A 16,731-nucleotide genomic window follows, 5' to 3' on the forward strand; every position below is an offset into this window, starting at 1 on the left:
GATCATGGAACTGATACAACCAACTTCCCAAACAGAATATCAGCCAGATATGACATTTTCCCTAGATCAAAGAGAAAAGCAAAAAGCTTTGTCTAGAGTAATTGCTCATATTCGTGAATCTCTAGATATAGACACTATCTTCAAAATTACAGTTACGGAAGTACGTCAGCTGCTCAATACAGATCGGGTTGGGGTGTTTCGGTTTCATCCTGAATCGGCATGGGAAGGGGAATTTATCTACGAAGATGTAGGAACAGAATGGCTTCCAGCATTAGCTACCAAATTGAGAGATTGTTGCTTCGCAGTAAATTTTGCTGATATTTCTCAGGAAGAGCAAATCCGGGCAATATTTGACATTTGCCAAGATAATACCACAGATTGCCATCTTCAGATGTTGGAAAAATTTCAGGTACGTGCAAACATAGCTGTCCCCCTGATGAAATGCAAGGATTTATGGGGATTGCTGTGTATTCATCAGTGTAGTAGACCTCGACAATGGGAAGCATCAGAAATTGAATTTGTACAATTAATTGCCGAACATTTGGGAGTGGCCTTACAGCAAGCAGATTATATAGAACAAATGAAATTACAATCTGCACAACTTGCACAAGCTAAAGCTAGAGAGAAAGCCGCAGAATGGCAAAAAACTATCGCTAGAACTATTGAAAAAATTCGCCAGTCTCTAGATTTAGAGAGCATTTTTCGCACTACTACCGAAGAACTTAGACAACTACTGAATGGCGATCGCGCCGCTATTTATCGCTTTAATCCTGATTGGAGTGGTGAATTTGTGTTTGAATCTGTAACTCAAGGTTGGGTTACTCTCATGCAAGAACAGTTACAACGACCGGAGTTAGGTGACAACATCAGCGAATGTAAATTAAAAGAATTAGTGGAACCGCTCACCGATACCTACCTACAAGATACAGGAGGTGGTCGCTTCGCTAAAGGTGAAGTATATCGTGTTTGTAATGATATTTATAATGCCGGATTTAGTGAATGTTACATCAAAGTTTTAGAAAGTTATCAAGCCCGGGCTTATGTAATTGTCGCTATTCTTTATAATCACAGGATTTGGGGTTTGTTGGCAGTTTATCAAAACACAGGAACACGCGATTGGCAAGAAGATGAAGTCTACTTACTTACCCAAGTTAGTTCACAATTAGGTGTAGCTTTACAGCAAGCAGAATATTTACAGAAAATGCAGAAACAAGCCGCAGAAATTAGCAAAGCGGCCGAACGGCAAAGAGCATTAGTGAATACTGTAGATAAAATTCGTCGGTCTCTAGATATTGACACTATTTTTAAAACTACCACTCAAGAAGTGAGAGGACTACTAGAAGTAGAAAGAGTAGCAATTTATCGGTTCTATCCTGACTGGAGTGGGGAATTTGTCGCTGATTCTATCTTAGATGGCTGGACTCCAATTCTTAATCCCCAACCTGTGACTGAACGTGTACTTTTACAAGGAACACAAGCTGGTAAGTATGCGCGAAATGAAGTTTTTGTTCCTATTTCCCAAGGTGAAACGTTGTGGGGATTATTAGTAGCTTATCAAAACTCTCAACCTCGCTATTGGCAAGATGAAGAAATTAATTTGCTGGCACAAGTTGGTGTGCAATTAGGTGTGGCATTACAACAAGCAGAGTCTTTACAACAGGTACAAATCCAAGCCGAGAAATTGGCTAAAGCTGCGGAACGAGAACGTAAAGCTGCGGAACGAGAAAAAGCTTTAGCCGCAACAGTGGAGAAAATTCGCCAATCTCTTGATTTAAATACTATTTTTGCTACTAGTACTCAAGAAGTGCTACGGCTATTAGAAGTTGATCGAGTGACAATTTACCGTTTTCAGCCTGATGGTAGTGGGGAATTTGTAGCTGAATCATTAGGTTATGGTTGGACACCAATAGGGGAACTGATGCCTGTAATTTCCGATGATTTTCTCCAAAAAACCCAAGCAGGAGAATATGCTAATGGTAAAATTATTGTTGTTAAAGATACCTCTAAAATTACTGATTTCAACCGTCATCTTGCCCTAATTACACCTACAGAAGCGAGAGCATATATGATTGTGCCAATTTTTCAAGGAGAGCAACTCTGGGGATTATTGGCAGCTTATCAAAATACTGAAGTTCGTGATTGGCAAGAAGATGAAGTAGATTTGCTCGTGCAAATTGGCTCTCAATTGGGGGTAGGACTTCAGCAAGCTGAATTACTTGAACGGACACAACGTCAAAAAGAGGAAATTACACAAACTCTTAAGGAATTACAGCAAACTCAAGGCCAGTTAATTCAAAGTGAAAAAATGGCTGGCTTAGGGCAGTTAGTTGCTGGTGTAGCTCATGAAATTAATAATCCAATTAGTTTTATTTACGGTAACATACCCTACGTTACTAACCACACTGAAGATTTATTAAAATTGCTGCACCTTTACCAGAAAAACTATCCCCAACCCATTGAAGAAATTCAAAACCAAGCAGCAGATTTAGATTTAGATTTTATCGCTGAGGATTTGCCTAAGATTCTCAATTCTATGATGAGCGGAGCAGATCGCATTCGTCAATTAGTGCTTTCTTTACGGACTTTTTCTCGCCTTGATGAAGCAGAAAAAAAACCAATTAATTTGCATGAGGGTATCGATAGCACGCTTTTGATTTTGCAAAATCGGCTGCAACCACAAACTAACTTTCCTGCTATTGAGGTAGTTAAAAAATATGATAATTTGCCTCCGGTATTCTGCTATGCAGCTCAGATGAATCAAGTGTTTATGAATATTATTAATAACGCGATTTGGGGGATAGAACAGTCATTAGCAAAGGGAGAATTAACTGACAATCCGAAAATTTCCATTTGTACAGAAGTGACAAATAAAAATTCTGTTATAATTCGTATTGCAGATAATGGTTGTGGGATTCCTCAAGGTATGGAATCACGCATTTTTGAGCCTTTCTTTACTACTAAGGAACCTGGACAAGGTACTGGTTTAGGATTATCTGTCAGCTATCAAATTATTGTGGAAAAGCACGGTGGTCAAATTAAGTGTTCTTCTAAACCTGGTAATGGTTCTGAGTTTTGGATTGAAATTCCCATGAATTGGTAGATATAGTAGGTGACAGATGATAGCGTGTTTTCCTGGATCTAATTGGGGTCTAATACCGTTTCTTTATGAAGATGCAATTTATCCTTTGTTGTAGAGATGTTTCATGGAACGTCTCTACCAAATAAATTTGGCTAAAAATTTGGCTAAAGTTTATATTTTGTATAATTAAAAATATCTATTAGCAGTTGCTAGTGTTTTTTTACAATACTGAGCATTGACGACTAACTTATTTTTTTATATAAATAAGCTAAGAAGAAAGCATTAGTGTAGCTTACTGTAAGTATCGCTTGTTAGCTTTTGGAAAGCTTTAACATGAGGGAATTTAGAGATGAAACGGTTTATGCCTTTGATACTCATCGGCTTTCTGCTATTTGTAGCAGGAGGAGATAAAGTTTTACCAGGTTCATTAGGGCAAGCTAGTACTCATACCCGCCTAGCCATAAACAATGTTTTTATTGGCTTGTTTCCTTCTTGGAGACCGAAGACAAACCCCTACGCACGGACAGAGAAACAACTGCGGGAAACAGAAGAAAAGAAGTAGCTTTTTGGCTGAAAACTGATTAACTTTAATTCTTATCAACTTTTATTGAGAATAGGGAATCCATATTTAAGGATTATGGTTTCAGTGAATCGCTATGGCAAATTTAAAAAAAGATTCTATTTCTGATAGGTTCCTTAGTACCTTATATTTGACTAGAATTGTAGAGTTCAGAGGGAACAGGAAGCAACTCTTAACAGAAAAAACTCATGTTTAAAAACATGAGATTGAAATAATGACACTGTTTTTTTTGACTGAGCTTTAAACTCAGAACTAAAGTTTTTTATTTGTTCCCTGTTCCCTGTTCCCTTCTTTTGTAGAGGTAAAAGAGAAAGTATTAAAGCCGTATAGTTCTGAAAGTTTAACTATCGGCTTAAATTTTTACAGTTATTATATTTTTAAATGGCTCAGGTCAGATTTGAACTGACGACCCCAGGCTTATGAGTCCCGTACTCTAACCAACTGAGCTACTGAGCCGTGTTGTTTTATCAACTTCTATTAAGATAGCATACAATTTTAGCGATCGCAATTCCTATTTACAAAAATATCCTCAAAAAAATCAAAAAATAAAAGAGGGAGTATGTCTCCCTCAATAAACAAGACGATGCTGGAGTTAAAAACAGCTAGTCATCATAACCGTGCTGGTAAGAATGCAATGGGGTTAACTGCACCCTTGCCTGCGGGATGAACTTCAAAGTGGCTGTGAGGTCCAGTACTGAAACCAGTGCTACCCATAGCGGCAATTGTTTGCCCTTGTTCTACTTGTTGACCGGCTTGTACTAAAATACGGCTGTTGTGACCATAACGAGTCAAACTGCCATCTGCATGGCGGATATCAACTACGTTGCCATAACCACCGTTATTCCAGCCAGCTTTTTCAACTACACCAGGAGCGGATGCGTAAATTGGTGTACCAACACCGTTAGCAATATCAATACCTCTGTGCATTCTTCCCCAACGCCAGCCATAACCAGAGGTAAGAACGCCCTTTGCTGGCCAAATATAAGCTGTGGAAGAACTAGATGGATGATTAGCATTAGGATCAACAGACCTAGGTAGGTATATATCCACAGATGCCAGAGGTGGCAAGGTAGGAGACACCTTAGTTCCTCGCAATTTACCTAAAGAGTCATTAGAGGTAACACCTGCGGGAGGAACTGCTAACCTAATGCCAGCGGAATTACGGGAGGAATATCCTGTGGCTGCTGTTTGATTTGGCAGAAATTCCGGGTTAATTGGCTCGTTAGTGGGACGAGTAGCACGGAATAGAGGCTGAACAGGTTTGGCGCTGTAGCTCGGTAGTATGGGTTGAGGTACAGGAATCGCCACTGAATTTAGTTGAGAATTAACTGATTCAGTGGCGAAATTCTTGGTTCTCTGTACAGCTATCGAGCGGGCTACATTATTGGTTTCTGTGACTGTTGGCACAGTTACACTTGACTCTTGAGTGATACCCGATTGTTGAGCGCGGTATTTTTCACGTAGTCTCTCAATTTCAGCTTGTAAACTGGTAAGACGCTCATTACCTTTGGCTCTAGCTACCTTTTGAGATGGTTTTGAAGCCGACTGAGTTCTCGCAACACGATTACGCATGGGAGTATCACCACCCACTCCATAGGAGGTAGAACTAGTAGCCGCAATGTCTGGAGTTTGCAGCTGATTTTCCCTAGCTACTGGCACGGGAATGGTAATACTGTTGTTTATGGCAGTAGTGTTTGCCTGAAGCTGATTATCCTGAACTACTGGAATGGGAATAGCGACGCTGTTATTATTACCAGATTCTGGTAATTGAGAACTAACAGTGAAATTGCTATCTAATTTAGGCTTACTCACACGAGAACTAGCAACTGTGTCCATACTGCTAGGCTGGACAAAATTGGACTGAATTGCTACAGTAGGCTGGTTGAAACGGGTACTCTCCGCACTAACAGCAGGAATAACCAGTTTTTGACTGATTTGCAGTTCATTAGGATCGTTGAGATTATTAGCTTTGACTAGTTCTGAGACTGAAGTACCGTAATTGGTAGCTATCTCGGCTAATGTATCTCCTGGTTTAACCTCGTAGGTTGTTAGAGGTAATTGAGCGACAACTTTGGGTGCGGCTGGTGCAGGTTTCATTACCTTCTGCACTGCCTCTCCTGTCTGCTTATCCTGCTTTAACTTGGATATCAGGTTGGCTTGGCTGGGGCTAGTCAAGTCTTCTGACTGTACGGCTACAGTTTGAGCAGCTGTGTTTGCTGGCTGTAACTGTGCAATCTCAGATGCTGATAAATTGTTGGTCTCCTCAGACCGCAACTCCGCCAGACTATTTCTTAAACGGCTCGACTTTTCCTGTAAGCGATTAAGAGCGAACTCTTGCTGCGCTTTCAGTTGGACATTCACATCATTGCTGATTGTGCTTGCTGTTTGTACAGTTACGGCTGTAGGTTGACTGCCAACAATAATTTGATTGGGAGAAAATTGTTGTGCTGTCTCAGGCTGATGGTTAGCTATTTGTAATTGGGATTGAATTGAGTTATTTCTCAATTCCGGTGCTATTTGGGGTTGTAAGTCAATAGCATTTTTGTCAGCTTCTGGTACTGAAATTTTGACAGCCTTTTCTGTGGCTGCAATTGGCCATTTAGCTTCAAGCCCAGGCACTTGCGAAACTGCTGTTGGTTCCACGATGACAGGATTTTCAGGCACGCTCGCTGATGAGACGGCTTGGGACTCCAGCTTTGTGGCTACAAATTTGATCTCAGTCTCAGGAGCAGCCGGAATCGTTGATGCTGCTTTTTGACTGCCAACAGGAGCCGCTGCTTGGGCTTGATCGCTTTGTCGAGTCACCAAAAGGCTGGTTGCGCCCATTGAGATTGCCAAGCCAATCATTGCGGCTTGGGTTCGCTTCCGGCGGTTTGCTTTGGGGTTTACCTCATTTTGCTCTACCGGGGCATCATCGCTGTTAGGGGTATTGTTCAACACAGCCTTTACTCTCTTTTTCAATGCTCGTTTCAAAGACGACCTCCTAATGATCACGCTTAACTGACCTTGATTGTTCAAGTTGGATATTAATCCATGATTGAGATCACATCAAACGATATATCAAGATCACATCCATCAGAGATACTTAGGCAAGATTAACCTGCTTCTCTGATTTAGACAAGTTCATACTTGTTAGTAAACCTTAAAATTTGTGTGCTGATTTGTTTGTTACCACTCCTCATAAACCCAGGAATGTTCACTTTTGACAGTTATCTTGCTGATTTTGCTCTGAATGCGGGGACTAGACCAGAGAAAACTATGATAGCTTTGCTGAGTCTACAACCGCTGTTAGAGGTTGATCTGCTGAGACTTCTGGAAAAACGATGATCCTGCTGTAGATATTTTCAAGATTTTTTTATCCAATCAGTCTTATCAACACGAGACTTTACGTCGTTTATTCCTTAAAAAACAACCGTACAAATTCGCAGCAGGAGAGGAATCATATGATTGTGTCACAGAATACAAATAGCTAAGATGCTCTCTAGTAAATGCGTCCGTCGATTTTATCTCTCAAATAGAGGGAATATTAATTTACTAAAATCTATCATTGAGAATTGGCAAGGGATCAAAGTTAATATACAAATTTCTTATATTAGCCCTGCCAAACTAAAATACTTTTTTTTACATGGGTTGAAAAGTGATGGAAATGCTGAGTTAGACTGCTCAAGTTTTCCAGTAATTTTACTTAAGCGACTAAATTATAACACTCTTGCTTTGGCAAATAACTCAGTTTTTATACCTAAAAAAGGTTAACTATTGTAAATAACCTAACTGACGGCGGGATTCAAACAAGCTAATAGCTACACTTACGGATAAATTCAAGCTCCGAACTCCAGGTTCAGTCATGGGAATGTGGAGAATGGAGTCACAGGTTGAGAGAACAAGTTCTGGTAAACCCTGGGTTTCGCTACCAAACAGCAGCCAATCATCGGCTTGAAATTGGAACTGGGTATAATTAACACTGCCACGAACGCTAAAACCTAATAATCTGCCCCCACGCTGCTGATGGACTATTTGGAATGCTTCTAAAGATTCGTGAGAGTGGAGTTTTACATAAGGCCAGTAATCTAAACCGGCTCTTTTGAGGTAGCGATCGCTAATTTCAAATCCTAAAGGTCCTACCAAGTGTAATTCTGTGCCTGTAGCAGCGCAAGTACGGGCAATATTGCCTGTATTCGGAGGAATTTGTGGGTTAACTAGAACTACCTGAGGCATAGTCACTAAAAGTTAATAATTCTATAGAATACTGCAGTTCAGGTAGAAAATCTACCGATAGATAGACACAGATTATCTATAGGTTTTGTTAATAGCCCAGAAATAATTACCAGCGATTAGATTTTTAAAACAAAGTGGGGAGCATAAATTTATTACCTGTTCCCCGTTACCCATAAATAATTTTCTGAGAAATTAAGCCAATAGAGACGAACACAATTTGCTTTCTAGTTCCCGTTCTCGTTGTTGAGTAGCAATAATTGCTTGGCTAATGACTTGCTGAGAATCAACACCGACTTTATGCAAGTGTAACCACTGTTGAGCTTCATTTCCTTCACGGAGGATTTTTTGCAAGGGGGAAAGGAAACAGCTGAAGCCTTGTTGTTTAGCTATTCCCCAAACTGCTTGATATAGTTCTGCAATCCAATCTCTGGCGAGGATGTTACTACCATCTTGCCAATGTTGCAACTGAGCGTCAAGACTAGATGTGGCTGCTGCCATTTCATTTTTGGCAGTTAGGGTGATCAGTTCTTCAGGAGATAAACTGCTTTGGGTTAGGGGGTCGATGTTGGGATTGTCGATGATTTGTAACAACCGCGCTTCGAGTAAAGCGGTAATTGCTAACAAGGAAATGGGGTCTGTGACTAAATCACAAATTCGCAGTTCTAGACGATTTAAACTATAAGGACGGCGATCGCCATTTGGCCGCACTGATGTCCACAAATGCCGCACATTTTGCATTGTCCCCGCTGCTAGTTGTTCACCTACCCACTGAATGTGATGAGCGTGGCTGGAAAATAAGGGTACATGAGCGGGGGTTTGGGGGAAGAGTCCCCAACGAGTGGAATGATATCCAGTCGCTTTACCATTTAGGAAAGGAGAAGAGGCACTGAGGGCAAGGAAGAGGGGTGCTTCGAGGCGGATAACTCGACAGGCACGCATTAATATTTCTGGGTCACTGATGCCAATATTGATGTGTACACTGGCGGTAACTACATTTGTTCCATAGGTTTGCTCAATGTAGTCATGATAGGGATTGGTGGGGTCGGAACGGTAAAAGCGATCGCTCCCACCCAAGGATAAAGTGCTGCCTGGAATTAATGTATAGTCGCCTAAGCGTTGTAGATAATTACGCAAATCTCGGCGGGGACGCAGCAAACCACACAATTGATTTTCGTAATTACTGGATGGTTGAGTTATGTATTCTACATTGCGGCTATCTGGCTCCCGCATAAATCCATCCAAGTCTCTGATAATTTGGTCGGAGAGTCCGACGATTTTACCTTGAGGTGTGCCAGTGTATATCTCAATTTCAAAGCCTTTTGTTAAGACCATTTTGTTTCCTCGGCTCTCCTAACTTTGCCTAAATTGTATCAAATTTAACGATTTTGTGCATGAGATTGGTTTGGTGCAGTTGAGAATAAGTTTTATTAAATGCTGATATAATGCCTAATTTGTGGCTGATACCAGATTGATATGAAGCTGGATAAAATAATTAAACGCAGATGCACGCAGATAAACGCGGATAAAGACAGATAAATCAATGGATTTCAGAATTATGGGCAACCTCACATAAAATTGGGGCGTTGCTGAATAAGGGGATGATTGAGGCTGACGCGGGGACGCGGAGACAGGGAGACGCGGAGATTATATATTGATGCAGATTCTCAAATCATCCCGCAATTATGCAACGCCAAATTGGTATGGCTCTCTATTTTTTTGTTTTGGGTTGTTTCTTTTCTGGTTTCTGATGAGTTGTTTGTTGCAAGATAAATTGATCTGGTGACTCATCTGGTTGAGCAATTTTGAGGCGAATAAATTGCGTCCATATTTCACTGCTGAGTAAGTTAACAATGCTTTCGGAATTTTGTTGAGCAATATTTTTCAAAACTTCACGCCATCCCTGACGCAATAAATTAATAAAAGTCTCTTCACCTGAAACCCGATTTAATAACAAAAGAGCAGTTTTTAAACTTGGTGATATGTCTGGTAAGTTTGTTACCTTTAGTTCCTGATTTACCACATTTAGCCACACAGGTAAAAGTTCCAGCCAGTTATTTTCTTCTATTTGTTTAACTCCCACATCTGTCATACCCAATGCACCCCAAATACACATGGTTTCTACAGCTAGTTGAAAATCACGATTTTGTAAAGCATTTTTCCATAATTTTTGAGCATGGTTTTGACAGCGATGAGCGAGAAATTGATATGCTTCTTCGACTTGATTAGGAATTGTAACTTTATAAACTGACTCACCTCTAGGAAGATAATCACCACGATAAGAAAGCCAATTATGGGAACCGCAAAGATGGATTTCTTGATCAACAATGATTTCTTTAACGTGGGAATTTCCTAGCCAAAATGCTTGTACCGCAGGTAAACCATCAAGTGTTTTTATTGATTTTAATTTTGCTTCTACTTCTGCTGGTATTGGTCGATCTTCGTCTTCTTCTCGTTGTGCAATTCCATGTCCAATCAAAATCCAAACTCCGCGATTAACCAATTTTTGTAGGAGAGTTAGGAATTGTTCATCTACAACAGCCTGACTTACCCAAGGTGAATAGATGAGAATTTGATGTTGTGCCGAATTTAAAACTTCTAAAAAAGCTTGAGCAATTTGTCCATCACGCAACTGCACCGCTGAACCTTGTTTTTGCCCAGTTTCTAACACCTGTTTACGAATCTTTTCTAATCTAGATTCTATTTCGTCATTTTTCTGATTAAGGATTGTCTCACGCTCAAAATTAATGGTTTCATCTGACAATTCACATAATGCTTGTAAAGAAATTTTACCTTCATTGAGTAGTGATTCTAGCCAATTTGAGGCATATTCTAAAATTCGCTTACCGCTTCTAATTTGGATACTCAATTTCTCTTCCAGCGCATCAAATATCACAAACAAAGATATGGTTTTCCAAAATATTTGAGTTTGTGGAATTACTTTAAAAGCAGTAACTATTTTCCCTGTTTCTGGTACATGAAAAGCCAAACCTGAATCCTGAATAATTTGTTGTATTGTTTCAAGTGATAAAGAAGAAATATTGTTGATTTTATTTTCAATATTTACAAAATTTGCTAAGTCAGGTAATTTTATGGTAACGTCACTTAAAGATTCAGCTTGAAAGGTAATATTTCCACCTAAAAAATCAGCAATTCCATAAATTTGGACGGAGTATGGTGGCTGGGGTACAGTTCCTCTTTCATAAAATGAACGCCCTTCTTCAGTAACTGTAATTGGTGATTTCACAGCTAGAGTTTGTAATGTCTGAAGAGTGGTAATAGTGCTGTTGACAAATACTGAATCTAGCCCAAGTATAGAGGATAATTCATCTGCTGTTGGTGGAGGATCAAATTCAATTCCAGCACGGATGATGAATTCTTCCAGCACATTAAATTGACGCGGTTCTTTGATAGTTAATTCTACAGTATTTTGACGCAAACTATAGCGAAATTGACGCGCTGCTAAAACTGATAAACTAGCACTTTTATCTTCAATTTCTTTGACAGCATTTTTGAGATTTTCATCAATCGGTTTAGCATTAGAAGCAAGAAACATCAATAAAACCTCCATGACGATTAACAATATTTGCCACTTCTGAATACATACCCCCAACTGTCCCTGGTTTACTGGTAAATAAATCGTGACAACCAACAATTACCAGTAATTCTTGAGCGCGGGAAAAAGCGACGTTAACCCGTTCTGGTTTTTTCGCAAATCCTACATCTCCTTGATGATTATTACGCACCATACTCACAATTACAACAGGTCTTTCCATTCCTTGAAATCTGTCCACTGTCCCGGTTCTAATTTGCAATGAAGGGAAAAGTTCTGATTGTAAACGTTCATCAATTTTTCTTAATTGAGAACCATAAAATGTAATTATCGCTATTTCTTTTTTGGGTTCACCATTCGCAACTTTAGCACTCCAAGCATTTTCAAACTGCTGACAGATATTTTCTATGACATCAATTTCTTGAATATTGAAAAATGAAGTTCCTAAACGTTCTTCTTTAAATTCATCTTCTCTGGGCATTTTCACCCAAATTAAATGATGTTCTGGTTTAATAATTTCCCCTGCTAAATTATGAGCGCGTTTGCTATCAGGTTCTAAAATCCCACATTCTAATTTACCATCATAAAATTGATTGATTGCCCCCATAATGTTGGGGTGCATTCGATATTGAGTATTTAGCATTTGTTTAATGCTGTTATCCGCAGTTTCAAACTGAGATTTAAATAATGATTCTTCTAAAAATTGTAATTCTTCTCTGGTATTGCCAATTTTTTTAGCAACTTCTTCAACAGTGCTAGTATCAAGCATGGGTGGCAATTGTCGATGATCTCCCACCATGACTAATTTTTTACCTTTTAAAGCTGGAATTAATAACTCTGGTGGAGTACATTTACTAACTTCATCAATAATGACAACATCAAAAGATTGAAATTCTTCAGAAAAATTGTAATTTGCTGCTTGCACACAGGTGATACCAACAACATTAGCATTATCTAAATAAATTTTCCTTAAATCATTACTGTCTCGTTCTGACGGTTGACGTAATTTTGTAATCCAATCTTGAACAAATTTTTGATATCTTTGAAGATACTGTTCCTCATTTTTTAGTTGCTTTTGCCAAGCCTTGAATTGTTTTTTAATATCTTGTAAAAATTCCAGATTAACTAATTCATTTGTGACAATATCTACTAGTTTAAATTTTTCAGTTATTTCTTGCCATTGGTTTGCCCACCAATTACGCTCTTGTATCAATTTTGGGGATACATTTAACTCTGTTTTTGGTTCTAGTTGACGTAGATTTGCTTGGAAATTTTCCAGTTGCTGCGTAGAAATTATTGTTTCTTCTTGTAATTTTAACAAATTCTCATCTAGAGAAATTTTAATCGTTTTTAGTATAGTAAAAGGTTCTAATGATGAAATTATATCTTCAAGTTTAATTAGCAGAGTTTCATAAAGGTTTACTTGCTTTGTAAATTCTTGGGTTTGTTCCCAAATATTTGATTGTTTAATGAGATATTTTTCAGCTAAAATCTTTAATGGTGTAGGTATATTTGTTTTTTGCTTAATTTCTGCTAAGTTATTGACAACTTCTATAAGTTTTGCATTAGCATCTTGGCTAGATTTTTCTACTTGAAGTTGAATTTCAGATATTTGTTCTTTAGTAATTCCATTATTTGGTAGTTCATTTAATTGATTTTGTTGTTCTTGTAAAATATGCAGTTGTTGTTCAGCTTCTGTTTTTATTTTTAAAACACACTGACGTGCATTTATCAGAATCATATCTAGTAATTCTTGAGTAATGCGGGTGAGAGTAGATTCAATATTATTCCATTCATAAGATTCACCATAAGTTTTTTGTAGTCTAATTAAAAAAGCTTGGGTATTTTCAACTAGCAATTTACGCTGCTTAGGATTAAGGAGTTGATAATCATTTAACTCTTGATAAGTTGCCTGCCATTGATTGCGATCGCTTTTTGATAGTACTATAGGAACCTGACTAAAACTATCCTGTAAGAAATAACTAAAATTATGTTCTTTACCTCGTCTGTCAGTGAAATTGCCTTGGATTTCATAGGATATGGCTTTTGTCAATAACTTCCAATCTGGAAGATTAATTTTATATTTTTTGGGGACAAGTGGTAATTTTAGATTCTTGGCAAACATCAATAAGCCTAATGGTAAATCTACCATATTATCTGTTAATGGTAAATTTGATTGTTGACAATCTTTTAAAACTTGATAGAGATGAGAATAAGCTGTCAACTTCCATTCTACAACTGCTTCGATAATATAATCTATTTCACGTTTACGGTTTTCCCAGATTTGAATTGTCGGTTGTAGACTTTGATCTTTATTCAGAAATTGTTGATACTCTGTCTGTAATTGATGTAGATATGCAGAACTTTGTTTAAAAACCTGTACTAATCTGGATAATTCTGACATGGCTACAGTTATATTATTAGCGGAATTTAATCCTATTTTAAACTCAGAAATTTGGGGTGTTATGATTTCAACTAACCAAACTGCTAACCCAAATACACCACGTGCAGGACGAACAAAGCCCAGTTCATCTGTATATTTGATGCCTTGACTCACACTTTCCCGAAAATTTTCTACCTGATTGTTGCTTTTTGTATAGGGCTGAAGAAGAGGTAAAAAGTCTTTAACTTCTTGAGAATCCCAATTTAGATTTTGTCCGGTATTTATTAAATTCACTAAACCAGAAATTAGGGATTCAATCTCAGATTTTTTGGCTAATATTTCCTTGGATAAAGTTTCTTGTTCTTGGATTCTTTCTTCAAGATTGTCTTTTTGTTTTTTCAAATCATTTTGACGCTGAATAAATTCTTTTTCTACTCTGAAGTACTCTAAAAAACGTGGATAGGATTCTAGTATTTGACCCAATAATTGTATATTATCAAGACGTTTACTCAGATTATCTTCGCAATCAGTAGCAGTATTTTCTAACCATGTACCAATTACTTGATCTTCTAAAAATGGCTGTCCTTCTTCTCCAACTTTTTCGGATCTTCCCTTTCGCACAGCCCGAATTACTGGGTTGTGAACTAATCGACTTAGGGCATTATCAACTGCTAAATTAGCTTGAGAAGTAATTAATGTGCGTCCACCCCGTAACGCAACTTGATAGCAGATTTCGGCAATTACAGTAGTTTTACCAGTACCTGGTGGTCCTTGAATTAAAACTAAATCTTCGGCTGCAAGTACCATTTCTACAGATGCTTTTTGACCTGCATTTGCAGAGGATAATAATAAATCTTTGGCTTTAAGTTTGATAGTTTTTTGAATAGGTCTTGCTTGAGAAGCATCAAATAAAAAGTTACCTAAATAGGGATTTTGAGTGCGTCCCTGTTTTAATTGTTCTAATGCTTTTTCTTTGCGCTCAATCTGTTTAATATCTCCAGCAGCGTCAAAAAATAAATACCCAGTTGCTGGAAGTTGATAATTTCCAGCTGCTATATATTCAACTAAGTCGCGCTCTAATCTTATTTGAATCAGATTAGATTTGGGTTCGATTTTATCAATGGTTCCTAATTGACGACTGCTGCGACGATTTTTTTCTGTAGGCACAGTATCAGAAAATTTTATATCTTGATTTTTTGCCTGTTTTACACGTTCCCAAAAGTTTTCTACACCTAAGAAATTTTCATTTGAACCATCAATTGTAGCTACATTTGGATTAATTTCAAAAGTGATTTGCTTGCTATTTAAACTATATTTATAATTTATAAAAAGTACACAAAACTGGCGTGCTTTTGCTATCCGTTCTTCAACTTTTAAAAAGGCTTTCCATGCTTGCAATTGATCCTCTGTAGGTACATGATTGCCGCAAACTGGCATGGTTGCTATCTGTGCCAATGCTTTCTGAGGAATGCCAAGACGATGTTCATGATTAGGTAGTAAACTCAAACAATAAGGTGTAGCATAAGCGTCAGCTTGTCCCCGTAAAGGTTGTAGTAAATAAGCGGAGAGAAGTTTTAAACCGTTAGCTCCATTTTTTTGTACTGCTGCTCTAAATCCTAAAGTTTTATTGAGTTCTTGAAGTCTTTTAGGTAATAAAAAATCACTTTTATCTGTAGCTATTGTCAAATCCCAAATTTCTTCTCCTGCTTCTTTTCCTGCACCTTGACGACGAATATAAAACCAGCAAGGTTTTTGACCAAAACATTCAAAAATTAACTCATGAGCGCGTTCTCTTCGCTCTCGAAATTCAGGATATAATGCAACTGCTGTTTGACCTTCAAAATTCCGAATTAAACTATCAATTGTCGAATTTATGAAGGTATATCCCCAAGTTTCTGAGTTGTTTTTATTGAGTAACTTTGGCATGAATGTTCCTGATTGTTTGACTTAAAAGAGGCGCTGAGAGTAAAAATAAAAGTATGATTGAGTTTAAAGTTTAAACTGACGATAAACTTGACTGGCTGCCCGATGTAATAGAGAATGCCGCCATACCAGAGATTTCATATCATCTGCATAACCTCCACCAATAACAGCAGCAACTGGATAGCCAGCACTTACGCAGGTAGTTAAAACCTGCATTTCTCTGCGAAAAATGCCTGTGTCAGTTAGTGCTAATTTACCAAGTTTATCGGCTATGTGGGTATCTACTCCAGCATCATAAAGTACTAAATCTGGTTTGACTTGTGATAATAAATCTGGTAAGTAATTAGCCAGAACTTGCAAATAGATATCATCTTCTATTCCTACTGGTAGAGGAATATCTAAATCACTTTTTTGTTTTGTATTTGGAAAGTTAACTTCACAGTGCATAGAAAATGTAAAAACGCTGTCGTCATTTTGGAAAATAAATGCTGTTCCATCTCCTTGATGTACATCTAAATCTACAATCAAGATGTTTTTAGCAAGTCCTAATTTTTGCATAACGCGGGATGCAACTGCTAAATCATTGAAAATACAAAAACCAGATCCATAATTCGGAAAAGCATGATGAGTTCCACCGGCAGTATTACAAGCTAAACCATGAGTTATTGCTAATTTGGCTGTTAAGATAGTTCCACCTACCGCGACACAAGTACGATTTGCTAAAGCTGGACTCCAAGGTAAGCCAATACGTCGCTGTGCTTTGGGTTCTAAAGTTCCATCACAATAACTTTGGACGTAGTTGGGGGTGTGAATTAATTCAATGAACTCCGGTGGTGGAAGTTGAGGAATGTGAATCTGTTGCGGGTGTGTTACCTCGTCAGCTAACAGCAATTCATACAGATGCCGAAATTTGGACATCGGGAAGCGATGCCCTGGGGGTAAAGGAGCTATATAATCTGTATGATAAATAATTGGCAAATTCATTGTTTACAAGGAAATTT

8 protein-coding genes and 1 tRNA gene are annotated in these 16,731 nt (G+C 38.1%); 2 read left to right on the forward strand and 7 right to left on the reverse strand.

Going from position 1 to position 16,731, the window contains the following annotated elements; translation table 11 throughout:
* The first annotated feature begins 4 nt into the window (after nt 1-4).
* Together ANA7108_RS0113095 and ANA7108_RS0113100 are read left to right on the forward strand one after the other, a co-directional pair.
* Nucleotides 5-3,100: a GAF domain-containing protein gene (locus ANA7108_RS0113095; protein ID WP_016951252.1), complete on the forward strand. Its 3,096-nt coding sequence runs from the start codon at nt 5-7 to the stop codon at nt 3,098-3,100.
* Nucleotides 3,101-3,440: 340 nt separating this feature from the next.
* Nucleotides 3,441-3,641, forward strand: coding sequence for a hypothetical protein (locus tag ANA7108_RS0113100; protein WP_016951253.1), 201 nt, complete (start codon nt 3,441-3,443; stop codon nt 3,639-3,641).
* Nucleotides 3,642-4,041: 400 nt separating this feature from the next.
* On the opposite strand, the gene ANA7108_RS0113105 is transcribed toward ANA7108_RS0113100, so the two are convergent.
* The 7 genes from ANA7108_RS0113105 to ANA7108_RS0113145 form a co-directional block, all read right to left on the reverse strand.
* Nucleotides 4,042-4,115 (reverse strand) — tRNA-Met (locus ANA7108_RS0113105).
* Nucleotides 4,116-4,268: 153 nt separating this feature from the next.
* Complete coding sequence (locus ANA7108_RS0113110) at nt 4,269-6,599, reverse strand: peptidoglycan DD-metalloendopeptidase family protein (protein ID WP_016951254.1); 2,331 nt, start codon at nt 6,597-6,599, stop codon at nt 4,269-4,271.
* A gap of 813 nt (nt 6,600-7,412) precedes the next feature.
* On the reverse strand, nt 7,413-7,874 hold the full coding sequence (locus ANA7108_RS0113125) for a tRNA (cytidine(34)-2'-O)-methyltransferase (protein ID WP_016951257.1): 462 nt from the start codon (nt 7,872-7,874) through the stop codon (nt 7,413-7,415).
* Between the two features lie 192 nt (nt 7,875-8,066).
* Nucleotides 8,067-9,206 (reverse strand): glutamate--cysteine ligase, encoded by a 1,140-nt coding sequence (gene gshA / locus ANA7108_RS0113130; RefSeq protein WP_016951258.1) that lies wholly within the window; start codon nt 9,204-9,206, stop codon nt 8,067-8,069.
* Nucleotides 9,207-9,582: 376 nt separating this feature from the next.
* Nucleotides 9,583-11,427 (reverse strand): hypothetical protein, encoded by a 1,845-nt coding sequence (locus ANA7108_RS0113135; RefSeq protein ID WP_026104162.1) that lies wholly within the window; start codon nt 11,425-11,427, stop codon nt 9,583-9,585.
* On the reverse strand, nt 11,411-15,733 hold the full coding sequence (locus ANA7108_RS0113140; protein WP_016951260.1) for an AAA domain-containing protein: 4,323 nt from the start codon (nt 15,731-15,733) through the stop codon (nt 11,411-11,413). The genes ANA7108_RS0113135 and ANA7108_RS0113140 overlap by 17 nt, the downstream gene beginning before the upstream one ends.
* A gap of 63 nt (nt 15,734-15,796) precedes the next feature.
* Nucleotides 15,797-16,714, reverse strand: coding sequence for a histone deacetylase (locus ANA7108_RS0113145; protein ID WP_016951261.1), 918 nt, complete (start codon nt 16,712-16,714; stop codon nt 15,797-15,799).
* Between the last annotated feature and the right edge of the window lie 17 nt (nt 16,715-16,731).

The sequence above is a fragment of the Anabaena sp. PCC 7108 genome (assembly GCF_000332135.1).
Taxonomy (GTDB): Bacteria; Cyanobacteriota; Cyanobacteriia; order Cyanobacteriales; family Nostocaceae; genus Anabaena.